This window comes from Streptomyces cyaneofuscatus (assembly GCF_042718795.1).
GTDB lineage: Bacteria > Actinomycetota > Actinomycetes > Streptomycetales > Streptomycetaceae > Streptomyces > Streptomyces cyaneofuscatus_A.
This window is the reverse complement of record NZ_JBHXOX010000010.1, coordinates 253,551-276,595: the sequence shown is the minus strand read 5'-3', so window position 1 is coordinate 276,595 and position 23,045 is coordinate 253,551. Positions and strand designations below refer to the sequence as shown.

The 23,045-nt window shown below is 66.8% G+C and carries 16 protein-coding genes and 9 pseudogenes; 12 read left to right on the top strand and 13 right to left on the bottom strand.

What is annotated here, in order from left to right:
* Positions 1 to 293 (bottom strand): alanine--tRNA ligase-related protein (locus tag ACFWRT_RS14495; RefSeq protein ID WP_381121301.1); only part of this gene is annotated, 293 nt, incomplete at its 3' end.
* Between the two features lie 1,044 nt (positions 294 to 1,337).
* Here ACFWRT_RS14495 and ACFWRT_RS14490 point away from each other — a divergent pair.
* Together ACFWRT_RS14490 and ACFWRT_RS14485 are read left to right on the top strand one after the other, a co-directional pair.
* Positions 1,338 to 1,987, top strand: a pseudogene (locus tag ACFWRT_RS14490) (IS630 family transposase); the annotation flags it as partial.
* A 383-nt stretch (positions 1,988 to 2,370) separates the two neighbouring features.
* Positions 2,371 to 2,694 carry a hypothetical protein gene (locus ACFWRT_RS14485; RefSeq protein ID WP_380949033.1) on the top strand — a complete coding sequence of 108 codons (324 nt, stop codon included), beginning with the start codon at positions 2,371 to 2,373 and terminating at the stop codon, positions 2,692 to 2,694.
* A 123-nt stretch (positions 2,695 to 2,817) separates the two neighbouring features.
* Here ACFWRT_RS14485 and ACFWRT_RS14480 read toward each other — a convergent pair.
* From ACFWRT_RS14480 to ACFWRT_RS14460, 5 genes and pseudogenes are all read right to left on the bottom strand, one after another.
* Positions 2,818 to 3,887, bottom strand: a pseudogene (locus ACFWRT_RS14480) (IS110 family RNA-guided transposase).
* Positions 3,888 to 4,139: 252 nt separating this feature from the next.
* A pseudogene (locus ACFWRT_RS14475) lies at positions 4,140 to 5,389 on the bottom strand (IS110 family RNA-guided transposase).
* Between the two features lie 423 nt (positions 5,390 to 5,812).
* Positions 5,813 to 6,352 (bottom strand): hypothetical protein, encoded by a 540-nt coding sequence (locus tag ACFWRT_RS14470; protein WP_380949034.1) that lies wholly within the window; start codon positions 6,350 to 6,352, stop codon positions 5,813 to 5,815.
* Between the two features lie 92 nt (positions 6,353 to 6,444).
* Entirely contained in the window at positions 6,445 to 6,906 is a 462-nt protein-coding gene (locus ACFWRT_RS14465; protein ID WP_380949035.1) for a RidA family protein, read from the bottom strand.
* Between the two features lie 590 nt (positions 6,907 to 7,496).
* Positions 7,497 to 7,880, bottom strand: a pseudogene (locus ACFWRT_RS14460) (transposase); the annotation flags it as partial.
* 253 nt (positions 7,881 to 8,133) lie between these two features.
* Between ACFWRT_RS14460 and ACFWRT_RS14455 the strand changes: the two are divergent.
* Positions 8,134 to 9,111 carry a phosphotransferase family protein gene (locus tag ACFWRT_RS14455; protein WP_380949036.1) on the top strand — a complete coding sequence of 326 codons (978 nt, stop codon included), beginning with the start codon at positions 8,134 to 8,136 and terminating at the stop codon, positions 9,109 to 9,111.
* Positions 9,112 to 9,192: 81 nt separating this feature from the next.
* Here ACFWRT_RS14455 and ACFWRT_RS14450 read toward each other — a convergent pair whose 3' ends face one another.
* Together ACFWRT_RS14450 and ACFWRT_RS14445 are read right to left on the bottom strand one after the other, a co-directional pair.
* Positions 9,193 to 10,041 carry an IS5 family transposase gene (locus ACFWRT_RS14450; protein ID WP_380949037.1) on the bottom strand — a complete coding sequence of 283 codons (849 nt, stop codon included), beginning with the start codon at positions 10,039 to 10,041 and terminating at the stop codon, positions 9,193 to 9,195.
* 16 nt (positions 10,042 to 10,057) lie between these two features.
* Entirely contained in the window at positions 10,058 to 10,480 is a 423-nt protein-coding gene (locus ACFWRT_RS14445; RefSeq protein ID WP_380949038.1) for a hypothetical protein, read from the bottom strand.
* 202 nt (positions 10,481 to 10,682) lie between these two features.
* Here ACFWRT_RS14445 and istA point away from each other — a divergent pair, with 202 nt between their 5' ends.
* Together istA and istB are read left to right on the top strand one after the other, a co-directional pair.
* Positions 10,683 to 12,107 (top strand): IS21 family transposase, encoded by a 1,425-nt coding sequence (gene istA / locus ACFWRT_RS14440; RefSeq protein ID WP_463288258.1) that lies wholly within the window; start codon positions 10,683 to 10,685, stop codon positions 12,105 to 12,107.
* A complete protein-coding gene (gene istB / locus ACFWRT_RS14435) occupies positions 12,104 to 12,874 on the top strand; it encodes an IS21-like element helper ATPase IstB (protein WP_380949039.1) in 771 nt (256 codons plus the stop codon). The genes istA and istB overlap by 4 nt, the downstream gene beginning before the upstream one ends.
* Before the next feature lie 10 nt (positions 12,875 to 12,884).
* Here istB and ACFWRT_RS14430 read toward each other — a convergent pair whose 3' ends face one another.
* The gene (locus ACFWRT_RS14430; RefSeq protein WP_030792961.1) at positions 12,885 to 13,286 is read right to left on the bottom strand and encodes a hypothetical protein; all 402 of its coding nucleotides are present in this window, start codon (positions 13,284 to 13,286) and stop codon (positions 12,885 to 12,887) included.
* A gap of 301 nt (positions 13,287 to 13,587) precedes the next feature.
* Here ACFWRT_RS14430 and ACFWRT_RS14425 point away from each other — a divergent pair.
* From ACFWRT_RS14425 to ACFWRT_RS14415, 3 genes and pseudogenes are all read left to right on the top strand, one after another.
* Positions 13,588 to 13,974: pseudogene (locus ACFWRT_RS14425) on the top strand (transposase); the annotation flags it as partial.
* A gap of 148 nt (positions 13,975 to 14,122) precedes the next feature.
* Positions 14,123 to 14,836 carry a GAF and ANTAR domain-containing protein gene (locus tag ACFWRT_RS14420; protein ID WP_380949040.1) on the top strand — a complete coding sequence of 238 codons (714 nt, stop codon included), beginning with the start codon at positions 14,123 to 14,125 and terminating at the stop codon, positions 14,834 to 14,836.
* Between the two features lie 137 nt (positions 14,837 to 14,973).
* Positions 14,974 to 15,731 (top strand): annotated as a pseudogene (locus ACFWRT_RS14415) (IS5 family transposase).
* 1,121 nt (positions 15,732 to 16,852) lie between these two features.
* Here ACFWRT_RS14415 and ACFWRT_RS14410 read toward each other — a convergent pair.
* Positions 16,853 to 17,315, bottom strand: a pseudogene (locus tag ACFWRT_RS14410) (ATP-binding protein).
* 193 nt (positions 17,316 to 17,508) lie between these two features.
* Here ACFWRT_RS14410 and ACFWRT_RS14405 point away from each other — a divergent pair.
* Positions 17,509 to 18,372 (top strand): annotated as a pseudogene (locus tag ACFWRT_RS14405) (SigB/SigF/SigG family RNA polymerase sigma factor).
* Between the two features lie 260 nt (positions 18,373 to 18,632).
* Here ACFWRT_RS14405 and ACFWRT_RS14400 read toward each other — a convergent pair.
* Together ACFWRT_RS14400 and ACFWRT_RS14395 are read right to left on the bottom strand one after the other, a co-directional pair.
* Positions 18,633 to 19,031 (bottom strand): hypothetical protein, encoded by a 399-nt coding sequence (locus ACFWRT_RS14400; protein ID WP_380949041.1) that lies wholly within the window; start codon positions 19,029 to 19,031, stop codon positions 18,633 to 18,635.
* Between the two features lie 145 nt (positions 19,032 to 19,176).
* Positions 19,177 to 19,686, bottom strand: a complete 510-nt coding sequence (locus ACFWRT_RS14395; RefSeq protein ID WP_380949042.1) for a hypothetical protein — start codon at positions 19,684 to 19,686, stop codon at positions 19,177 to 19,179.
* 586 nt (positions 19,687 to 20,272) lie between these two features.
* On the opposite strand from ACFWRT_RS14395, the pseudogene ACFWRT_RS14390 reads away from it, so the two are divergent.
* Positions 20,273 to 21,275: pseudogene (locus ACFWRT_RS14390) on the top strand (sensor histidine kinase); the annotation flags it as partial.
* Between the two features lie 114 nt (positions 21,276 to 21,389).
* On the opposite strand, the gene ACFWRT_RS14385 reads toward ACFWRT_RS14390, so the two are convergent.
* Positions 21,390 to 21,578, bottom strand: coding sequence for a hypothetical protein (locus tag ACFWRT_RS14385; RefSeq protein ID WP_380949043.1), 189 nt, complete (start codon positions 21,576 to 21,578; stop codon positions 21,390 to 21,392).
* Between the two features lie 280 nt (positions 21,579 to 21,858).
* Here ACFWRT_RS14385 and ACFWRT_RS14380 point away from each other — a divergent pair, with 280 nt between their 5' ends.
* Both ACFWRT_RS14380 and ACFWRT_RS14375 read left to right on the top strand, forming a co-directional pair.
* The gene (locus ACFWRT_RS14380; RefSeq protein ID WP_380949044.1) at positions 21,859 to 22,452 is read left to right on the top strand and encodes a DNA-binding protein; all 594 of its coding nucleotides are present in this window, start codon (positions 21,859 to 21,861) and stop codon (positions 22,450 to 22,452) included.
* A 65-nt stretch (positions 22,453 to 22,517) separates the two neighbouring features.
* Positions 22,518 to 22,964, top strand: coding sequence for a hypothetical protein (locus ACFWRT_RS14375; protein ID WP_380949045.1), 447 nt, complete (start codon positions 22,518 to 22,520; stop codon positions 22,962 to 22,964).
* Positions 22,965 to 23,045: the final 81 nt, after the last annotated feature.

Below are 23,045 nucleotides of genomic sequence, written 5' to 3'. Positions count from 1 at the left end.
TCCTTGAAGTAGTCGCCGAAGGAGAAGTTGCCGTTCATCTGGAAGAACGAGCCGTGCCGGGTGGTGCGGCCGACCTCCTCGATGTCGAGGGTCCGCACGCATTTCTGCACGCTGGTGGCCCGCTCCCACAGGGCCGGCGCCTCACCGGTGAAGTACGGCTTGAACGGCACCATGCCCGCGTTGACGAACAGCAGGGTGGGGTCGGGGGTCGGCAAGGGCGCGCTGGGGACGATCGTGTGGCCCCGGGTGGCGAAGAAGCCGAGGAAGCGGCTGCGGATGTCGGCGGTACGCACGAGGTAGTACTCCATTCTGGGTTGTTGACAGAGGGCGTGGGGTGGCGGAGCCAAGGATTCCGCGTGAGTCGTAGCCTGCAGCGCCGGGAGTGAATGACGGTCGTCATTCGGGCAGATCTTGAAAGAGAAAATTGCCCGTGATGCCAGCGGCCGAAAGGCTGGTGTCGGGAATCGGTTATTCAATCACCCCACAGCGGACCGCGCCGCCGTCGACGTCTATGTCTTCGGCCCCAAAGGGGCCGGCCGGCGCACATCCATGGCAAGCCAGTTCAGACGAGCACCGACGCACCGGGCACCCTCATTCCAGACAGGCCGCCTGAGGGCGTCCGCATAAACACGCACGCTATTCGCGTACGGCGCAGCCATCGGGCAGAAACATACATGTCCGATATCACCAGGCGCCCCGGAAAGCCCGAGTGCAGATCGGACTGAAGAAGGTGTATTTCTGTGACGCTGAGAGGCCGGACGGGCACGTCGAGCGGGTCTGTTCGGCCCCGGGATAAACCATCAGGTCCGCGATTGCCACGATAAATGCGCCGTTGTCTGTGCGGAGACTCATCTGCGGCACTCGCAGCTCGATTATCGCCACGGCGCAGTGCAAGTCGCGCAGTGTGCCACCTCGGCATGGGGCATCCGTTTTCCAGACAGTACCGCTCCGATCAGTCGGAAATCCCACCGGCGCGCTAATTGATCCAAATGCGGCATGCCCTACGCGGGCGTACAAAAATACCAGCCTTGAGCAACAGCATGGAGGTGGATATTAGCATCAGGTGATGCGCGTCCTTACTCTCAGCAGAAAACGTGGCGGCAGGAAAAAGGGCACAAAAACATGTAACCTTTCAGGAAGCGGTGACTTCGATCATAGCCACACCTGCACCCTCCTTTACCTCTTGCCGCACGGAATTTTTCAGCCGTTCCACCTCAGAGGTACGCCTAACATCGGCCCCCGCAGGGCGCCGACCTGTCAATGTCTACTGAACTTGAGCGGGTGATGTCGGGCTGTTCGCCGGACAGCGTGAAGGTGACCTCGGTAGTCCTCGTTCGGTGAGATATGATCAGGGCTGCGGCTTGACCGACGTCGAGAGAGCCGCGCGGGAGCGGGTCCGGCGTCAGGCCGTGACGTGCTTCGAGACTGGCGGGAAGACCCGAGAGATCGCTGCCATGCTGCGGGTCTCGGAACGGTCGGTGGAACGTTGGCGACGCCAGTGGCGCGAGGGCGGCTACGCCGGCGTGGCCTCCAAGGGGTCACCTGGTCGACCCCGACTATCTGACGCGCAGATGGCCAGGTTGGAGCGGGAGTTGGAGCGCGGTCCGCTGGCACACGGGTGGGCCGACCAGCGGTGGACGCTGCCCCGCGTGCAGACGGTGATCGGCAGGCTGTTCCACGTCTCGTACACCGTGGAGGGCACGTGGCGACTGTTGCGGCGCTATGGCTGGTCCTGGCAGCAGCCGACCCGGCGTGCGATCGAGCTTGACGACGACGCGGTGGAGTTGTGGAAACGAGAGGTGTGGCCGCGGGTAAGAGCACCGCGGCGGCGAACGGCGGTTGGGTGGTCTTCGAAGACGAGGCCGGCCAGTCGATGACGCCGCCGCGTGCCGGGACCTGGGGCCGCAGGGGCAGCACTCCGGTCGTCCGCGTGCGCGGGCGGGGATCGGGTCGAGTCTCCATGGCGGGGATGACCTGCTACAAGCCGAGCTGCGAAGTCCACTTCGAGCCGGGCCTTCAGAACACCGGAGTGGACTGCGGTCTCGCCACGGCCGTAGTACCGCGGCCGCTCCAGCCACTCCGGATCATCGAGCTCGCGTAACAACGCCAGCAGTTCCGCTTCGCTCTCGGTCATGCGCTCATCTTGGCGCAGCAACCATCTGCGGAGCAGGTCGGGGCACCATCACACCCTTTGTTCCCCGAGATCACTCATTCAAGGTCAGTATCGGTACCGCACATGCTGTGCCAGGTTTGCGGCGAGCCGACAGCAACTTCCATGGGTAGCTATTCGTGGACCGCGCCCCGAAGAGCCCCCCTCTCCGGGGGGGTGCCCCTATCTGTTTGGTCAAGGTGCTGAGCCAGGATGGCGGCATGACGACCTGGTTCCGCACCTACTACGAGGACGAAGATCTGTGGCTGTATTTCGAGGCCGATGGTGAGGGTTGGGCAGCGCGGCAGGTTGAGGTCCGTAGGCAGGACTCACGTCCGGTGACGGCGGCCTCTCTGGAAGAGGTGCTGCACTTGCGTGATCATGCCGATCTCGCCGCCATGCTCAGCTATGAAGGGCAGTTCGTGGTCCTTGCTGAAGGTCCGATGGACGGCTGGCAGGATCAGCCCGAGGCAGCCGAGATCTCCGCAGAGGAGTTCGATCGGGTGCGGGCTGAGGCCCGCCAGGTTCTCGGCGGTTCAGGCTGACCTGGCGGGTTGAGGCTCGTAGAAGGTTCCGTCGCGGAGCATCGCGAACAGGACGTCTGCCCGTCGTCTGGCGAGGCAGAGCAGTGCCTGGGTGTGGTGCTTCCCTTGGGCGATCTTCTTGTCCTAGTAGGCCCGAAATCCAGGGTCGGCCAAGGCGGCGAACGCGAAGAGGAAGAAGGCCCGCTTGAGCTGCTTGTTTCCTCTCCGGGAGGGCTGTTCACCGCGGATCGACGACCCGGAACTGCGGGTCGCGGGGGTGAGTCCGGCGTATGCGGCGAGGTGGCTGGCGGTCGGGAAGGTGCTGCCGTCGCCGACCTCGATCAGGATGCTGGCTCCGGTCTTGACGCCGATCCCCGGCATGGACGTCAGGACCTTGGAAAGAGGGTGGCCATCCAGGAGTTCCTCGATCCGCTCGGCCAGCCGTTTCCGCTGGTCAAGGACAGCGGCGAGTGATCCGGCCAGGCTCGGGACGATCAACGCGGCCGCGTCGGTCCCCGGAACGGTGACGGTCTGCTCGTCCAGCGCGGCGAAGATCTCCTCGACCAGCAGCTCGGCCATCCTCGGAACTCTCGGCCGCAGCAGCGTGACCAGCCGCCAACGGCCCGCCTTGCGGATCCGGGCCGGTGACCCGAACTGTTCCAGCAGGGCCAGGACGGCAGGGTGCTGCAGTCCCGGTCCCAGGACCCGTTCCAGCGACGGATGGATCTGGGTCAGCAGGCCGTGCAGCCGGTTGGCGACGCGGGTGGCCTCGCCGGCCAGGTCGTCGTCGAACCCGACGATCATCTCCAGCTCGGCGATCGTCTCGTCTTCCCCATCGATCGCCCACAGCGTGTGCGGCATCGCCCGGGCCGCATCCGCGATGATGAATGCGTCTCTCGCACCGGTCTTGGCCTCGCCCGGGTAGAGGTCGGCGATCCGCCGCATCGTCAGCCCTGGCAGGTAGGCGACCGGGCAGCCCATGTCCGTCGCAACGGCCAGCGGCAGGGCGCCGATCAAGGCTAGCTGGTCGACCACAACCAGACCCGTCCGTGCCTGGCCTGGAGTTTCGCGAACAGCTCGCGGAGCTTGGGTTCGGTGTTGGGCAGCCGCTTGTCGAACGTCTTCCTCCCGGCCGGGGTGACGGCGGTGGCGTGGTGTTCGCCCTTGCCGACGTCCAGGCCGAGGAAGACGTCGATGTCGCCGGTGTCGGTCACGCGCAGGCCCCTCCGGTCACGCTTTCGTCCGGCCTTGCCTCGGCACCGAGCTGCCACACCGACGTTACGGAGAGCTCAACCGGCCCGGGTGAGACCGGTGCTCAACCCCTCATCAGCGGTCCGTCGATGCCTCCGGGACCGGTGACACCACCCCCCGGATCATCACCAACAGGAGGGGGAAGTCATACCCGACCCGAAGGCCGGAGGCCCCGTTGCGGAGCCACGAAAAAGACATCCGATGGGGATAGCGGGTCAAGCCGCGATGGCCAGTTCGAGCTTTGGCGGAGCGGGGAAGGCGGTGTTCTCGCTGTAGGGCCTGCCGGTGGTGAGGCAGTGTTGGAGGCAGCCTAGGAGCCGGTTGTAGAGGTTTTCTGGGCAGAGCTGTGGCGGTCGCCGGCATTACGTCGGCCGTCCTAGTGGGCCCTGGCGCCGGGCGAGGCGGTAAGGGAGGCGAAGGCCCAGACGTAGCCGACCGCGGCGAGCCGCTGATTCTTGACCCGGCGGACCATGATCGCGTGGCTCTTGCCGGAGGAGCGGGTGACCGGTGCTGATCCGGCGTATGCCTTTGAGGGCCCTGGCATCGGCGAAACGGGAGCGGTCATCACCAGCTTCCCCGGTCTCGGCGAGCACCCGGGCGCCGCTGAGCGCGTCGAGACCGAGGAAGCTGGTGATGACGGCGGCATCGGGGTGCTGCTCGAACAGCTCGACCGATGCCTCGGCCGGATCGTCAGCGGCGTTGCAAGCGGCCTCGAACTTGCCTAGGAGGGCCAGGGCCTTGCGGCCCATTGCGCTCTCGACCTGCGGGAGCTGGCGCATCTGCGGGATGCGAAGGGCGGCGTGCACGCGTTCGACCTCGGCGTCGATGCCGCGTTGGCGGTCGGTGCGCTTGAGCACGGCCTTCATCTGGGTGCGGGTGAGGCGGGCGGCCTGGCCAGGGGTGGGTGCGGCGCCCAGCAGGGTGCGGGCCAGCGGCGAGTTGAAGCCGCTGGTGACCGGTTGGACGGCGGCGAGGTAGCCGGGGAAGTGCTCGCGCAGGTGTGAGCGGAGCTTGTTGCCGGCCTGGGTGCGGTCCCAGACGGCATCCTGCTGGGCGCGGGCCAGGACGGCGATGGCCTGGGCGAGCTCGCTGTCCGTCGGCAGCGTGCGATGGGCGTCGGCGTCCGTACGCAGGATGTTGGCCAGCACCATCGCGTCGAGGTGGTCGGACTTCTTGGGCGAGACGCTGGGCGCTCGCGGTAGCGGGCGGCGGCCATCGGGTTGACGGCGTAGACGAGCCGGCCGGTCGCGGGCAGAGCGGCGACCAGCAGGCCGCGGGAGGTCTCGATCGCCACCGGTATCCGCTCACCGGGGCCATCGCCGTGTTCGGCCAGGAGGTCGAGCAGCTGCTGCAGGCCCGCCGCGTCATCTACGATCCGGGCCCGCCCGAGGAGCTTGCCGTCACCGTCGACCACCGCGACGTCGTGGTGGTCGCTGGCCCAGTCGATACCGCAGACCACCTTCACGGGCACGGTTAGACCGGCGCAGAGAGCACCGTGACCCCGGCGGTGCTCGGGGCCAGCGCAAGATCGACCAGCGACCGCACCGGCCCATCCGTGCACAACACCGCGTTCGTCAGCTCGAACAACGCGTCCGCGCGGGCGGTCAGGCAGTCGTAGAAGTAGGTCCGGAACCGCGACTACGCGGTCAGGGACTCGACGCGAACAGCGTCGTGCGGCAGACACGCCTACGCGGCCTCGGCATGATCCATAGCGTCTCGACATCGCACATGATCACACCGAGGCCGCGCTGCCGTCGCAACACCCCTCACCAAGCAGCGGCCGCTCAACTCAGTCGCGTAGCAGGAGCGTTGCAAACAACTCAGCGCTGTCGATTCATCTGGTCAAAGGACAAGACGCCCCCCTCTGAAGTCTGCGGTTTCAGGGGGTTCAGATGCCGGTGACGACTAGTTCGAGGGGGCCGGCAATAGAGCTGATGCCGGTGCCAACACATCCCGCGAGGTCGAAGGTGACGAAGGTGATGACGCGTCGCGCGTGTGCTCCGTTGAACAGACCCTCGGTGATTGTTCCGTCAGAGACGGCAATAGTCTGTCCCAGCGTTCGGGTTGTGACGTTCTGGGCCGTGAACTTGCTCGTCCCGACGACCTCGCCATTCTTCTTCCAAGTGATGGTCGAAGTGGTAGTGCTGGTGAGGCCGATCAGGCAACTGGCCTGCGCGGTTGCGGTCCCGGAAGTCGTACCACTGTCCACCAAGTCGCTGCCTAGACAAGGGCCGATGAGCGACGAACCGGTGATCGAGGTTGGCTGCGTGACGAGGGTAAGGCCAGGCGTGTGGGTCTGCGTGCCGTAGCCCGTGCAGGTCATGACAGTGGGTGTAGAAGCGGATGCGAGGGGCGCACTCGAGAGAGCCAGAGCAGCCAGAAGAGAGGCCAGCGTCAATTGCCGGTTCGCTTGTCGCGTGAAGTGCATGGGCGGGCTCCTTATTTAGATATTCCTGTTGGGTGTATCTTTCGATGAAACTAAGGAGCACAGGCTCGCGTCTTGGCGACGCACCAAGCACTCTAAGCCAAGCGTGCTGTGAGCTCGATTTCGACAGTAAGCCCGAAGGGCAAACTTGCCACTCCGATCGCGCAGCGTGCGTGTACTCCATGAGGGCCGAAAATCTGCAGGAATAGTTCTGATGCTCCGTCGAGAATCGTTGGATGCTGAGTGAAGCCTTGGGCGGTGGCAATGTACCCGCGAATCGAAACAAGGTAATCGATCGCGTCCAGGCTTCCCAAACAGTCATGGAGCGTGGAGAGCAGGGCCATCGCCGTTTGCCGTGCAGCCCACCTAGCCCTCTCGACGTCTACCTGATCAGGCACAACTCCCAGACACAGAGCATGATCATCGAGGGCGGCACCATGTCCGGAGACATAGGCCATACCGTCACAAATTCTGACTGGAACAAAGTTCTCACCGGCTGCCAAGGGCGGAGGCAGAATGATCCCCAGGTCGGCGAGGCGCTCTTCATGTCCGCCCATGGCGTGCTACCGCTAATCCTGTGCGGGCGCTTCCTCTTCCTCGTTGATGGGTTTCTGCTTCTTGGCCTGAAGAACGCACATGTGCGACTCCGTTCGATGGGCGGATCGATCAGCTGACCCTCGCCATGCCGATCCTTCAACTTAATGATCTATATGGCGAGCTTGCGGCCGGGGGTGGTGCGAATACAAGCGTCCCACACGTCAGCGTACTTGCCTATACTCGCGGAGACACGTGACCGGAAAAAGCAGAGTACGGCGCCCTCACGCTCGGAAGCGTTCGATTTTTGTAGCTATGCTTCCTTTTTCTGACAGCAAGGGAGGTGCCTCTGGGATGAAGATCGAGGGCACTACTGAGCCACAACGCTGTGATCTTCGTTACTCGATCTTGTTGAATCGTCCTAATGGGAGCGACCGATCCTGACGATTCGGCCGTTCGTGATCGTGTGACTACTCGGCCGTGGATCCTGGACGACAACTTGTGGGACTGATCGAACCGCTGCTGCCGTGGCCGGAATGGGCGCCGAAGCCACGGCCAGTGCCGGACCGGTACTGTCGGCGTAATGTGAACGCGCTTAGAGCTCGTAACACGATCATGGTCGGGTCCTCTTGAGGCGTCTGTAGCAGATGAGGCTGCAAGCGAGGGAGACGAAGGCGTCGTGGAGTTCGGTGCGGGGTTCCCAGCGCACAGCGAGGCGTTTGAAGTGGTGGCGTCGGGCGAAGGTCTGCTCGACGACGTAGCGGAGCTTGCCGATGCCCTTGATGTTGGGTGATCCCTTGCGGGAGATGACGGGCAGGATTCGTCGGCGACGGATCTCGTCGCGGTTGGGGCTTGAGTCGTAGCCTTTGTCGCCGAGCAGGGCTTCTGGTCGTCGGCGGGGCCAGCCGGGGCGGCCTGCGACGGGTGGGATGCCGTCGACCGGGGCGAGGGTCTGGGTGACGTCGTTGACTTTGGCCGCGGTCGTGATGACCTTGAGCGGGGTACCGCCTCCGTCTCAGATCAGGTGGTCCTACGCTGTTGCGTGGGTTGGACGGGCCAGTCGTAAGTGCCTGATTGGAATCCGGTCCTACGGCTTGAGTGCCTCGATGCTGGTTGTGTGGGCTCGGGTGGGGTGGCGCGGCGGTATTGCCCGGGGTGCGGGGGTGCCGCTGGCGAGGACGAAGCCGGCGGTAGCGTGACGTCGCTTATCCACTGGATCAGCACCCGGATGTTTGTGGCAAAGTGCTCGGATGATGCAAGAGCCCAGTGCGGATGTTCATCCGCTCGACCAACATCGTGACCCGTCGCGCGTAGACCTCGTCCGGGGTTTGGCCGCCCAGGTTGCAGCCCAGTACGGCGGTGACCTCGCGCGGATGCGACGAGCCAACGGGTACTCGAACGCGACGTGGGTCGGCGGTGGCATCGCCGTGCGGATCACGCATACACCCATCGACATGGCCCGCGAGGCTGCGCTTGTGAGGGCTCTGCCGCGAGAGGTCGGGCACCCGGAGGTCCTCGGAGAGGGGACCGTTGAGGGCCATGGATGGATCGTGACCGCGGAGATGCGCGGCCAGAACCTGCACGAGGTGTGGCCGACGCTGGCCCCTGCGGAGCAACGACAGGCGATCCGTCAGTTGTGGGATCGAGCCCTGATCGTGCACGACGCGAGCCCATCTCTCAGGACGCACGTCGCAGCACATGGGGGCTTTGTTCCGGCGACGTTCGGCGATGCCGCGGCGGCGGCCGGACGCGCCGAAGCCGCACTGGCACTTTCCAGCGTTCAAAAGTCGCGGCTCCACAGCGTCATCGAGGGCTACTTCCGGGCGGCACCTTTGGTCGGGCAGAGCGTCAACCATGGGGACCTCGCTCTGATGAACGCCCTGTGGGACGGTGAGGTCGTCTCCCTGCTGGACTTCGAGTTCGCCGTGCTCGGCCCGGTCGAGATCGACCTGTGCCGGCTGGTGTGCGAAGCCCGCGTATCCGAGGAAGGCCACCACGTCGATTCGCAGGCGGGCGCCGTCGCGGTGGAGATCGCTGGTCGTCACATGGATCCAGTTCATGGCCCAGCCCTGATCCACGGAGCGGCGGTTCTCGACCAGCTCCGCGATCTTGACATCTGGCTCGCCCTCGACTCGACCGAGGAACGTCGCGAGGACTGGCGCCCGAGCCGTCTGCTTGCCGACCTCCTCGATTCCGAGGGCGGCTATCTTGCGCCCCTGCTCACATGACTCCGCGGTCTGCTTTGCGCGGTCGAGATGAAGCTCAGAATGAGGACTGCTGAGGCCCTAGGCGGGGTGAGGGCCGTTCGGTCAGGCTTTCTTCAACCAGTTGGCGTGGGGGCCTTTGCGGGTGATGCGGCGGGTCATGAGTGTGATGAGTGCCCAGGTCAGGTGTGCTTCTGAGTGCTGTGGGAGTCGTTCGTAGTCGCGGACGTTGCGTCTGGCCTTCATGATCCAGCCGAGGGTCCGTTCGACTTTCCAGCGTCGGGGCAGGACGACGAAGCCTTTCGCGCCGCGCGGTCGGGAGACCGTTTTGAGGGTCATGTTGAGGAAGCTGCCGGACCAGTTGATGAGCTGGCCGCCGTAGGCGGAGTCGGCCCAGACCTGCGTGATCTGCGGTTGCATGACCCTAAGGCGCCAGAGGAGTTCGCGGGCGGCGTCCCGGTCGGTGGTGTCGGCGGGCGTCACCGTGATCATCACGGGGAGTCCGAGGGTGTCGACGGCGATGTGTCTCTTGCGTCCGTTGACCTTCTTCCCCGCATCGAAACCGCGGGTGGCCTTGGAGACGGTCTCGGCGCCCTTGACCGACTGCGAGTCGATGATCAACGTCACTGGCCAGGGGCATCGCCCCTGGCCAGTGCGGACCTGCCGCCTCAGTTGATCACGGAGAAAGCTGACGACGCCGCGGCGATGCCAGGCGGCGAAGTGGTAGTAGACGGTCTGCCAGGGCGGATAATCCGAGGGCAGCGCCCGCCACTTGACTCCGTTGTCGACGAGGTAGCGGATGGCGTCGACGATGTCGCGCCGATGCCACTTCTCCGGCCGGCCGCCGGTCTTGGTCTGGCAGGCCGGCAGGGGAAGCAGCGGTTCGATCAGTGCCCACTCCGCGACCGTGGTGTCGGAGGGATAGCGGCGACGGTGGGCCGTTGAAGCTGGCATGGGATGAGGTCCGAGGTCACTTGGAGAGCTGGGCGAGAGTGGCGCGGACACCGGTGAGCTGGGCAGAAGCAAGCTGAGCCCACTCGTCATCGGGATGACGCATGAGGTGCGGGTCGAGCGTCCCCGTGATCAACCGGGTGAGGCGTCCCAGGACGAGACGGAACTGCTTCTTCTCGTATTCGATCCAGTCGGCCGGCTCTTCGGAGAAGAGATAGCCGTCCTTGCGGCGCCAGATGATCGGGGTCAGATGCTCTGAGGCCCCGACATCGCGCAGGTGGCGCACTCCCCGGGCAACCTGAGACGGAGAGAGACGGGTGGCAGCCACCAGCTGCTTGGTCTGGAGTCCTGATGGTCTGGCTTCCATGAGCGAGACGCGGACCAGGTCGCCGTAGTGCTGGGACAACGGCCGGGCCTGACCAGCGCCCTGGGGGCGGGACACGAGTCACTCGCCCTTGAGGAGGCTGGGCCGGATGCGGTCGCGATGTCTAAGGGGGTGCCACGTCTCGCCGTGGTCCTGCGGAGAGTGTCGGCGTACACGTGAACGTGCAGGACCGCGTACGGATGAACGTGCAGGGTTCCTGATGCGCTGAGGTTGAGGATTCGGCACTCTGCTGCCTGTTGGTCGAGGTCGCAGAGATGGGGTGGCCGTGGTCCTGGATCCGCAGCGCTGGCTGGAACTACGGCGTTTTCGTGGTCTGGTCGAGTCCGGAGCGATGAGCCTGACCGAGGTCGCCAAGGAAACGGGCCTGAACTGGCGGACGGTCAGCAAATACCTGGCAGCCGACGGACCCGCCGCACCTCCGCGCCGGTCGCCGAACGGTCGGTCGAAGGCGAGGGTGATCGACGAGTTCGCTCCGCTGGTCGACTCGATGCTGAGGGCCGAGATCCTGATGAAGGCCGCAGTGATCCACGAGCGCCTTGCGGCGGAGTACGGGTTCACCGGCAACTACCAGCGGACCAAGCTCTACGTCCAGGAAGCCCGGCCCCGGATCGCCGAGGAACTCGGCATCACGCCCAATGAACTGGCGGGCATGCACCGCCGTTTCGAGGTGATCCCCGGCGCCCAGGCCCAGGTGGACTGGGGCGACGAGGGCAAGATCCTCGCCCACATGGGAATCCCGAAGGTCTACTCCTTCCACATGACGCTGTCGTACTCACGCGACCCGTTCTGCTGCTTCACCACCAGCCAGGACCTGCAGACGTTCTTCGACTGCCACCGCCGCGCGTTCGCGCACTTCGGCGGGGTGCCGATGACGATCGTCTACGACCGCACGAAGACCGTCGTCCGCCGCCACGTCGCCCCGGGCGAGGCGGTTCCGCTGCACCCGGAAGCGGTCGGGTTCTCCGGCCATTACGACTTCGACATCGACGTCCTGGCCGCCTACCGGCCCACAGGCAAGGGACGTGTCGAGCGCCAGGTTCTGATCGTCCGCGACCACGTCCTGTCCGGCCGGTCGTTCTCCTCCGTCGAGGAGATGGACGCCGCCTTCATTACCTGGGTCCCGCAGCGACGGGCCCAGGCTCACCGGACTCACCAGCAGATCATCGGGGAACGGGCGGCACGTGATCACGTGGCTCTCCGGCCTCTGCCGGAGACTCCGTATCTGGTTGCCGAGCGGCATCTGCGGCCGGTCGGTAAGGACTGCCTGGTCGCCTTCGGCGGCAACCTCTACTCGGTGCCCGCCCGCAGGGTCCGCCCCCGGCAGCTGGTGGAGATCCGGGCCACGAAGTCGCAGATCATGCTGCATTCCACCATGGCCGACTCCAGCGGCGAGACACTGCTGGCGACCCACCCGCGGGCGATCGGCCGCGGGGTCCGTGTCGTCGAGGAAGCCCACTGGGACGGCCTGCCCACGGGCAAGGGACGCCGGATCATCACCGGAGATGTCCTGCCGCAGCCCCGTCGTGAGCGTCCTCGGGGCGAGGAATCAGGGCCTTTGCGGGCTCTGCTGAACCGGGCCGCGGCCACCCATATCGAGGTCGGACGCCGTCCGCTGTCGGTCTATGACGAGCTGACCGGCACCCGCCCCTTCACCACCCACCCGAGCACGAGGGAAACGTCTTGAGCGAGCTGGTCTCCACCCGCATCCGCAACACGGCCGGCAAGCTCGGCCTGCCCCACCTCGCCGAAACCATCAGGGAGTACACCCGTCGGGCCGACGAGGGGAAGATGGGCTACCTCGACTTCCTCGACCTGGTCCTGTCCGAGGAACTGGCTGTCCGCGACGACCGCCGCTTTCGCCAGGGCCTGCGGCTCTCGAAGCTGCCGCACCACAAGACGCTCGACGAGTACGACTTCTCCTTCCAGCCCGAGCTCGATCCGCGGAAGGTCAAGGACCTCGCCACCCTCTCCTTCGTCGAGGGCAAGGCGAACGCCGCCCTGCTCGGGCCGCCCGGGGTCGGAAAGACACACATCGCCGTCGCCCTGGCGGTCGCGGCCTGCCGGGCCGGCTACTCGATCTACTTCACCAGCCTCGACGACATGGTCCGCAACCTCAAAGCCGCCGAGACCACCGGGCGCCTGACGAACAAGCTCGGCACCTACCTGCGGCCCGGCGTCCTCGTGGTCGACGAGGTCGGCTACCAGCCCCTTGAACGAGCGGAAGCGAATCTGGTCTTCCAGGTCATCTCCAAGCGCTACGAGAAGGGCTCGATCATCCTGACCTCGAACAAGACCTTCAGCGAATGGGGCCAAGTGTTCGGCGACGAGGTCCTGGCCACCGCGATCCTCGACCGGCTCCTCCACCACTGCGAAGTGATCTCCCTCAACGGCCCCAGCTACCGGCTGAAGAACCGCCTCCAGGCCATCGAGCGAGAGAACGACGTGGCCTGACCAGCTGCGATCAGGACCCCAGGTCCTGGCCCGGCGGGATGAAGGCGTCGGCGCCATCGGCATCCTCGACATGCCCCTGGGCATCGACCGTGATGGCCGTCGCCCGCCCCTGCGACGTGATGAGCCAGGCCAGCACCTGTTCCGTCAGCGGCGTTCCACCCGGGCCCTCGTCCTTCCAGTGCACCCGCCACCCTCCGCCAGGCACCGCGGCCACGACTTGGTCGGCTCGCTCCAAGTGGGAGAAGTCCTCGTAGTCAGTCACCGCACGCAGGGCACCACGCTTGGGATCGACGACCAGGGCCGTCCCGGTCGCCTGGTCCCAGCCCTCCACACGCACCATGCGGCCGACCTCGGTGTCGGTGCCATTGAAGATCGCAGTCCAGCCAGTCTGATTGAAATAGCGAAGAGACACCGCTCCATCATCTCGAACCACGATGCCCGCGCGTCACAGGTCTCCTTGCTCTGCACGTTCATCCGTACGCGGCTCTGCACATAGGCGAGTACGCCGACAGAGAGAGACCCAGAACAAGAATTCCGCTTCTCAGCAGGGGAGTCCTGGGCTTCCCGCCAGATGAAGAGGTGCTTCGCTGCGCGCTGATATCACGGGCTGGCCATCAGGCTGCCGGGTAGTGGCTGCTGGTGAGAAGGCGGGTCAAGTGGGTGGCGTTGGCCGCGAGGGCCTTGGTGGTGGTGGCGACGGCGTCGGGTGTCTCGCGACCAACCACCAGGTCGTCATAAACGCCGACTCACCCTTTGTCGTCTCCGTCGGCCGACCCCTGCCCGGCAACCGCAACGACTGCAAGGCATGGGAACTGTCCGGAGCCAAGAACCTGGTCGGCAACACCAACGTCATCGCCGACGGTGGCTCCCGCGTAACCGGTCTGATCATCCCGCACCGCCGAGAACCCGGCCAGACCGAGCTACCGGCCTGAAAGGAAGCCCACAACACCTACCACCGCAAAGTCCGCGCCCGAGTCGAGCACACCTTTGCCCGCATGAAGACCTGGAGGATCCTCCGCGACTGCCGCCTCAAAGGCGACGGCGTCCACCACGCCATGCTCGGCATCGCCCGCCTCCACAACCTCACCCTGACCGGATAGCGGATCTATGCCAGCGACCGATGAGGAGCACGTCCGAGATCACTTGCGGGACGACCTTTAGTGTTGGCGGGCGGGGGCATATGACCGACTGGTCGAATGGTGGCGAGCGCCGGACGTTGTTCACCGGGGCGGGGGACTGGGAGAGGGTATGGACTGGGAGCGTTTTGCCCGGCAGATGGCGACGATGGCGCACGACTTGCTGGAGCAGGACTCCGTGGTAGGGACGTTGGAGCGGATCGTGCGGTCGGCGACCGAGCTGGTCCACGGTTGCGACGCGGCGGGAATTCTCCTCATGGACGGTGGCCGGGTGCGGACGCTCGCGGCGACCGAGCCGATGGTCGATGCGAGCGACCGGCTCCAGGAGCGGCTGCAGGAGGGTCCATGTTTCGACGCGGCCCGCCTCCGGGACGGGGAGCGGGTCTACCGGATCGAGAACATGACGGTCCTGCAGCAGCGCTGGCCCGCCTACGCGCCCTCGGCGCGTGAGCTCGGGATCGGCAGCATGATGGGCTTCCTGCTTTTCACCGAGAACGAGAACCTCGGCGCACTCAACCTCTACTCGCGCCTCCCCGGGCGCTTCACCGAGACCAGCGAGACCGCCGCGTGGGTCCTGGCCTCACACGCGGCGGTGGCCTTGTCGAGCGCCCGCAGCCATGCGCAGATGACCGAGTCCGTCGCGACCCGGCATGTGATCGGTGAGGCCATGGGCATCCTCATGGCGGGCCACCACATCGCCGAGGACACCGCCTTCAACATGCTGCGCAGGCACTCGCAGGACCGCAACGTCAAGCTGCGGGAAGTCGCCCGCGAGGTCGTCGAACTTGGTGCCCTGCCCCGCCCGGAGCAACCGAGCCGTCAGTGACGTGAGGGCTCCTCCGGCACGTCGCCGAACCGGGGGAGCCTCGGCCGGACCAGCCCCCTAGGGGGTGTCTTTCCGATTATCGGATCGTTGGTCTGGCCGTGAGGGATGGGGAGATTTCTGACGGTGCCTGGGCGGTGATGGGGCCATTGGCGGGATCACCGCCAGGTGCTTGAGGGCATCGTGTTCAAGTTTCGTACCGGGCTGCCCTGGAGGGACCTGCCTGAGCGGTTCGGTCCCTGGCAGACCGTGCACGGACGGTTCGCCCGCTGGGCGGCCGACGTCACCTTCGACCGTCTCCTGGCCGCTGCTCAGGGCCGGGCGGAGGTGGACTGGCTGGTCGCGATTGACTCCACAACCGTGCGGGCCCACCAGCAAACTGCCGCCAAACGGGGCTCGAAGAACGCGGACTGGGAAGCTCCCGCGGCGGGCTGACCAGCAAAGTCCACCTGGCCTGCGACGGCGCGGGCAGACCGCTGGCCTTCCTGCTCACCGGCGGCAACCGCAACGACTGCACCCAGGCCAAAGCCGTCATCGGCCGCATCCGCGTGACCGGACCAGGGCCGGGACGACCCCGGACCCGGCCCGATCACGTCGTCGCGGACAAGGGCTACTCCGACCGCACCTTCCGGGCCTATCTGCGACAGCGCGGGATCAAGCCACGATCCCCGATCGCACCAACCAGCTCGCCGGCCGCAGACGACGCCGAGAACGGCCCTGCGGATTCGACCGGGCCATCTACCGGCGGCGCAACGTCGTCGAACGCTGCTTCCACTGCATCAAACAGTGGCGCGGCATCGCCACCCGCTATGACAAACGCCCCGACCGCTACCTCGCCGACCTCACCTCGCCAGCACACTCATCTGGCTCGACACATGATCGGCAAGTCACCCCCTAGGGAAACGTCGCCGCCCCGGCCTGCAGAGTGGGGCTCCCCGCACTGCACGAACGACACATGCGCAACCAGCGCGTCACCTTCGTACGCCGTCGCACCAGGTCCTATGGCCACCGATTCCCCGCCGCGGACACCTCGCATGGAACGGGGCGGGGAATCGGTGCCCCTTCTGCCCGTGTGTGACGGGCGGGCTGGAGGGGGCCGCGGCGGTCCTACCGCCGGAGGTGACCCTGCGGGCTTCGCCGCGGCCCGCCCCGACCCTGCCTCCGGTTCTACCCCCATCCACGGCTTCCCGCCCGTTCTGAGCCAAAGCGCTGGGCCAGTGATCGTGAACACTGGGTTTCCCTGTGGCCGGTCACCGCTTTGGCGTGGGGTCGAGGGTCCCGGGGCGGGCGTCCTGCTGGGGATGGGATACCCAACTGGAGCGCATCAGGGTGGCCGCCCCGGGACCTCGCCACCCTGTACCCGACTCCCGGAAGTATAGGCAGCAGCCGAAGGCGCACGGCCCGGGAATCTTTTAGCCCCCCGCAGTCGCGAGTAACAAGACCGCGGGCATCCCACCGATACGACCGGCCCGCGTGGGCCGGCGGGCTTCTGCACGCGGTCGCGGAGAGGGGCGCGCGGCGGCCGCCAAGGCCGTGGTCCTCTGGCGCACCCGCCGTCCCCCGGCCCACTCGGCCAGGAGGCCGCCGGGCTGCTGGGGACGCATAGTCTGTTGTGATGGTGCTGTCTCCCGGGGCCCTTGGACACGTTCTGCACGTGGTGCGGAAGCCCCGAGAACCTGCCCGTGGACGGATGCACCAACTGGGGCTGCCTGGGATGCGGCAACACCTTCACACCACGGATCTGCCCCGCCTGCGGCTCAGCCCGCACACCACGCTGCGCCCGCCATGTCCCCGTGCCGTTCACGGATCGCTCGCGCACCTTCACCTGCCAGAGCTGCTCCACCACCTTTACCCAAACGTGAAGCGACCGGGCTTCACCTCCCGCCAGCGGATCGGCGTGCCGGGCGCCCCGCCCGCGCCAGAGCTCCCGGTCCTGGCTCAGGTCCAGGTGGCCGACGAGCTGCCCGCAGCGACCGACTTTCCGGTGTTCCGGCGGATTGAGTAAGGCGCGTCGGTGTTCTACCAAGTGTTCGGATCGGTGGGGTGGTCGTGGAGGGGGATCTGGACATGGACGCGTTTGCCGACGGGTTCGCGGTGGACGGTGAAGCTGTGGCAGACCATGAGGACGAGTTCGAGGCCGTGCTGGCCGATCCGGGTGGGATCGCGGGAGAAGCGGCAGGCAGGACAGGGCCGGAGTCCCACATGGCGATGTTCAGCAGGGTGCCGCTGGCTTCGACGTCCAGCAGGCACGGGCCGGGCGCGTACTTGCAGACGTTGGTGGCCAGTTCGCTCACGTACAGTTGCGCGATCTCCACGGCCCGGGCGGAAACGGTCAGACCGCGCTGTGACTGGGCGGTCTTCCGGGAAGTCTCTGGCGAACGCCCGCGCGCGGGAGATTTCACTGGGATGTCATGTCGTAGGCGGCACTGCCCCGCACCGCGTGCTTGTCCGCGGCTGATTCTGGCCGCTCCTGCGCGGTCATAGTGATCCGCTCCATGAAAGTTCCCCCGTTAATACGAACCTGAGGTTCATTCGCTTACCCGTCCATACCCGTTCTCAGACAGGGACCCAAGGCTGTGGGGCTGATGCCGTTGCTCCAGACGTGTGGTGAGCCACCGGCAGGGTAGGCGCTCCCGTGCACCGGGGGGCTGACGGCATTCGGAGAGGACAGCGTCATGTCGATACCCACGGAAGCCCCGATTTTCTCCGCCATCGCCCTCGACGCCGACGCTGCGGACCTTCCGTGGATCGAGGATCCGAGGAAGGTGGCTCCGAAGGAATCCCGTGCTCTGGGGGCCCTGTTCTTTGGGTAGTTGCAGGTTCGGGCACGCGCGAGTACCAGCACGCTCACAACACCCTGATCGAGATGAACCTGTCCCTCGTGCATTTCGCGGCGAAGCGGTTCCACAAGCGCGGCAACGGCGAGATGGAGGACATCGTCCAGGTCGGCACGATCGGCCTGATCAAGGCGATCGACAGGTTCGAGCTCAGCCGCGAAGTTGAGTTCACCTCCTTCGCGATCCCTTACATCGCTGGCGAGATCAAACAGTTCTTCCGTGACTCGACCTGGGCCGTCCACGTCCCGCGCCGCCTCCAGGAGCTCCGGGTTTCCCTGGCCAAGACCATGGAAGAGCTCTCCGGCCGGCTCGGCCGTGACCCCACCGTCGCCGAACTCGCAACGCATCTGGACCTCACCGAGGAAGAGGTCATCGACGGGCTCATCGCCTCCAACGGCTACACCGCCGGCTCCCTCGACCTGCCCATCGGCACCGAACAGAACAGCGCCGAAACCATCACCTACGGGGATATCAAGGGCGACGTCGACCCCGGTATGGAGCTGGTCGAGGACCTCCACGCCCTGGCCCTGCTCCTGGAAGAACTCGGTAGACCGGGACCGCGAGATTGTGGCGATGCGCTTCGGGCAGGACATGACCCAGCCGCAGATCGGCGACCGCCTCGGGGTCTCCCAGATGCATGTCTCCCGGCTTCTGAACCGCATCCTCACCCAGCTCCGCAAGGACATGCTCACCCAGCACTGACAACGAGACAGAGCCCCAGAGCTATGCGCACCCGCCCTCCCTCTCGTTGAGCTATGACACCACTGCGGTTTGAAGTACCGCGCAGTCCCTTTAAGTTGGCCGTTCACCCCAGCCGCGACACAGGCCCGTTGTCCGATAGGTGGCTGCCCGTTCCAGGACAGGTACCCAGGGCGGGGAGGTGGAGCGACGGATACGGTTACCGCCGCCGACCGTCCGGGCCGGCGGCGGCAAGTGTTGTGCTCTTCACACACGGGCGAGGGTCACACTCTGTCGCGTTGCGCGCGGGTGTTCATGCGCGCGATCACTTGGTCCGATGTTCGGTTGCGGGCGAGGGTGAGGGTGACGCAGAGGGCGAGCAGGCAGACCAGTGCGGCCAGTACAGCGGAGAGGGTGGCGAGGACTCCGCCGGTGTGGAGGGCGGGGGCCAGGGTGGCTGAGGAGGTTTCGGGGATGATCACGTGTACTGCGGCCAGCAGCCCCGTGAACAGGATCCCCAGGGCCATCGCGGGCACCGCGTTGCGCAGCAGCATGCCCAGCGCCAGGAGGAGACAGAGGGTGGCCGTGCCGGCGGACAGGGCCAGGCCGGTCGTCGTGAGCTCGGAGGGGTGGAGCGGGAAGTGGGCCGCGCCGCAGAGGATCAGCGAGGCCGCGGTCACCATACGGAGCCAGGGGGAAGGCATTCGGCTGGGCCGAATGTCCGGGGTCTGCGGCGGCGGGGAGGGGCTGCGGGCCGGGCGGGAGGAATGCACGGGGCCGTGTCCGGGCGCCGCAGCCCACTGATGTGCGGTGTGTTGCGGCTCAGACTCATGCACGGTGCCCCCCCGGCGTTCTGCTGTCGGCCCCCGACGCCATGCTCTCCGCTGGGGGCACGTGCGGGTGCTCGTGCTGCGTTGCGGGTGCCGTGAGCGTTCGGTCGGCTTGCAGCCGGCTGATAAGTTCGGCCAGTTCCTCGACCGTCAGGCCGGTGGCGGCGGCGTGTACGGCTTCTTCTCCGGCGTGCTGGTCGTGGGGTGGGCGGTGGAGCAGGGCCATCAGGTGGCTGATGTCGCTGATCGGGCGGAGTGCGGCCGCGGCGTGGATGGCCTGGTCGGCGCGGTCGGCGGGCTGCGGGGGCTCGGAGAGCCGAGCCACGAGTTCGGCGACGTCGTCCACAGGGCGTTCGACGGCGGCGGTGCGTACGGTCTCACCGGCAGCCTCGTCGCCCTCAGGGGCCTGCTCCAGAAGCTTGACCAGTTCGAGGACCTCGTCCAGGGACCGGGCGGTGGCCGCGGTATGCACAAGCCCATCGACGGGGTCGACGGACTTCGGGGTCACGCCGGTGTGGCGCTCCGCCTCGGCGTGGGTTTCGGACTGGGTCTGTTCCGTGTCTTCGGCCTGTGTTCGGGCCTCGGAATGAGCCTGGGCTCTGACCCATGCGTCGAGGGTTTCGACGGAGTCACCCGGCGGGTCGACCGCTGGTATCGCCCCAGGCTCGTCCTTTCCTGCCCGACGTGCGGGGCCGGGCTGGGAGTGGCTTCGTGAGGAATCGGCATGATCGCCTTCCGGTTCACGTCTGCCCCTCACCGGCGGCAAGAGGCGGGCATGTGCGCCCGGATCCTTACTACGGGCCTCGCTGGAGAGCGGCCATCGGGCGGGGACCACCCCGGTGGCGGAGGGGCCGCAGTCCGCGCCAACTGCGAACCTCCGTGTTTAAGGGTTGCCGTAGACCATGGGGCAGCGGGTGGCGATCACTGCCAGCCCCACCACATCGGCACGCATGTGCGCGCACCGTCCTGCCTGGGGCTTAGCCCCGCCGCCCGCCCCTGGGAGGAGGGCTCGATCGCATCCGAAACATCCCGAAAAAGCCCGGACTGGGGACCACTCACGCAACCAGTACCACCCTGAGAGAGCTTCAGAGGTCGTTAGCCGCTTCGGGCAGCCGCTGCGGATGCTGACGACCCCGTTCGGGGACGAGCGGGCGCTCCAGGTGGCGCTGCGGGCGGACCCGGTGGAGAAAGGTGTGCGGCAGGCGGCCGTGCTGCTCGCGGCGGTCGGCGGGGCGGGGGTGCTGCTGGCGGGGCTGCTCGGGTACGCCGTCTCGCGCACGGGCCTGGCCCCGATGGCCCGGCTGACCTCGACCGCCGAGCGTATCGCGGCGACGTGGGACCCGCGCCACCGCATCGAGCGGCCGCCGGGGCCGCCCGGCCGGCAGGACGAGGTGACCCGGCTGGCGGCCAGCTTCAACACGGTGCTCGGGGAGCTGGAGCAGTCGGTGAGCTCCCAGCGCCGGCTGGTCGCGGACGCCTCGCACGAGCTGCGGACCCCGCTGACCGCGCTGCGTACCAACGCGGAGCTGCTGACCCGCGGCGACCGGCTAACGCCCGAGCAGCGTAAGCGGGCGTCGGGGGCGCTGGGGCGGGGGGAGGCGGGAGGTGACCGGGCTGGTGAACGACCTGATCGAGCTGGCCCGGGACGAGGAGCCGCTGCCGCTACTGGAGGAGGTGCGGATCGCGGCGGTGGCGGAGCACGCGGTCGCCACTGCCCGGATGCACTGGCCGCGGACCCCCTTTCTGCTGGAGGTGGGGCCGGGTACGGCGCGGGCGGTCCGGCCGGGGGTTCCAGCGCGGCTGGCGCGCCTGCTGGACAACGCGGCCAAGTTCAGCCCGCCGGGCACCCCGGTGGAGGTGGCGCTGAGCGCGTACGGAAGTGGGGGCGAGGGCAGCGGCGGACCGGGGAGCGGCGGCGAGCTGGAGCTGACCGTCCGGGACTACGGCCCGGGGATCCCCGCCAAGGACCTCCCGTACGTCTTCGACCGCTTCTACCGGGCCGAGGCGGCGCGCGCCCTGCCCGGCTCGGGCCTCGGCCTGGCGATGGCCCGGCGGCGGGGCGCTGTTCCGGCTGACGTTCGGCCCGGAGGGCCCGCCGGGCGGTGGCGGGCTCTGACGGGCGGCACGGGGGCGGTGGGCCCGGAGCTCCCACCCCGCGTTTCACTTCTGACCTGGTCAAACGGCAGCAGGAGAGAGCGGACCAGGCGCGTTTCAGTCGGTGGGCCAGGGCTTGCCCTGCCAGATCCACTGGCCGAGCTCGTCGCGTAGGTAGGCGGAGGTGTCGGGGCGGGTGCTCCTACCGACCAGGACGCCGCACTCACGGCTCTGGTCCTGGACGGGGTGAAGCTCGATGTGCTGCCCCTCCACAGGGCCGCCGGTCATCTGTGCTGTCTCATTCATGATTCGATCATTGCGGGCATCGTACGGGTCCTCTCAGCGGCCGGGCCGGGCCGGGCCGGTGCGGTTCGGTGGCGGTGGGCGGATGCCCACCGCCGGCGCCAGAGGCGGGGCCGACGCCGCGCCAGGCGGGGAGGCCGGGCGCGGGCAGCGGTGGCCAGCCTCCCCGTTCGGCGCGGCGTCGGCCATTATCCGGGCGAAGCTTGCCCGGTGTTCCTCGTTGTCGCGGTGGCTGCTGTCGACGTCGGTCCTTGGGCATTTCGTGCTCATTTACGATCGGTGCATGCCGTCGCCGTTTCCCACATCCCTCGCTGTGTCCGACGCAATCACCCACTATCGTCAGTTGCGCGAGTTGACCATCGACGAACTCGCCTACGTGCTCTCGATGCTCGGTCACCCGATCCCGGCCGACGCCCTCGCGGAGATGGAGCGATGCGCTCGCCCTGTGACCGTCGACGACCTTGTCGCGATTGCCTTTGTGCTCGACACAACCCCCGTGGTGCTGCTGTCGCACATCCCCATCGACATGCCGGAACCGGAGGGGCCTCTCGCTACGGGGATCCTCAGTGACGTCGACCAGACTGAGCTACGTGCCTGGCTCGAGGGGAGGACCACGCTCGACCGGCAGTCACGGGTGAGCTGGTGGAAAGAGCGACTTGCCTGTCTCCGGGTCCGAGCAGCACACCACGAAGAGCAGCTGCAGGGTGCGTACGCAGAACTGCGCGGGCTCGGCGACCTGGCAGTCCAAGAAGTGGATGCCCCTCCCGTGCAGCGTCTGGAGTGGCGGATTCAGGACGGCGAACACGCGCTCAACCAGGTCGAGGTCGCGTTGGCGCTGACAGAGCATCGCCTCGACAGCCTTCGAGATGACGTCTGACAACCGGCCAGGCGCCGCGAAACTGACCCCAAGCGACTACGCAGAACGAACGAAGGGGGAAGACCATGAACACCACCAGGACAGCACGCGGGGCGCGCACCAGGATTGCCGTATCCATCGCGGCCCTGGCCGGCTCGCTCATACTCACCGCCTGCAGCGGGAGCAATGACAGCGCCAGCAATCTCGACGGTGCCTACTTCGTCAAGGACGTCAACGGCACATCGGATCTCGGCCAGCTGGTCGTCAAGGGCAACACCGTCTCGCATCATGAGTACACCTGCGAGGGTGTCTACGAGAAGCCGGACGTGACCAGCACCGGCGAGTTCAACGCGGATCGGTCCCAGATCGCGTGGACGGTCGCCGGAGAGGACAGCCGCAACGAGCGGACCGGCAGCGAGCCCGTCTCAACCAGCGACACCTCGATCAGCATCAGCGGTAGTGCGTACGTACGTGACAGCTCTGATGCTGGCAAGGCTCTGTTGGACGGCTTCAAGGCCACGTGCGGGAAGTAGGGTTGTCGGCGCCTCGCTCGGTGGGCCAAGCAGCACAGAACCCGCGGACGTCACGTCCGCGGGTTCTGTCAGTTCTCCACG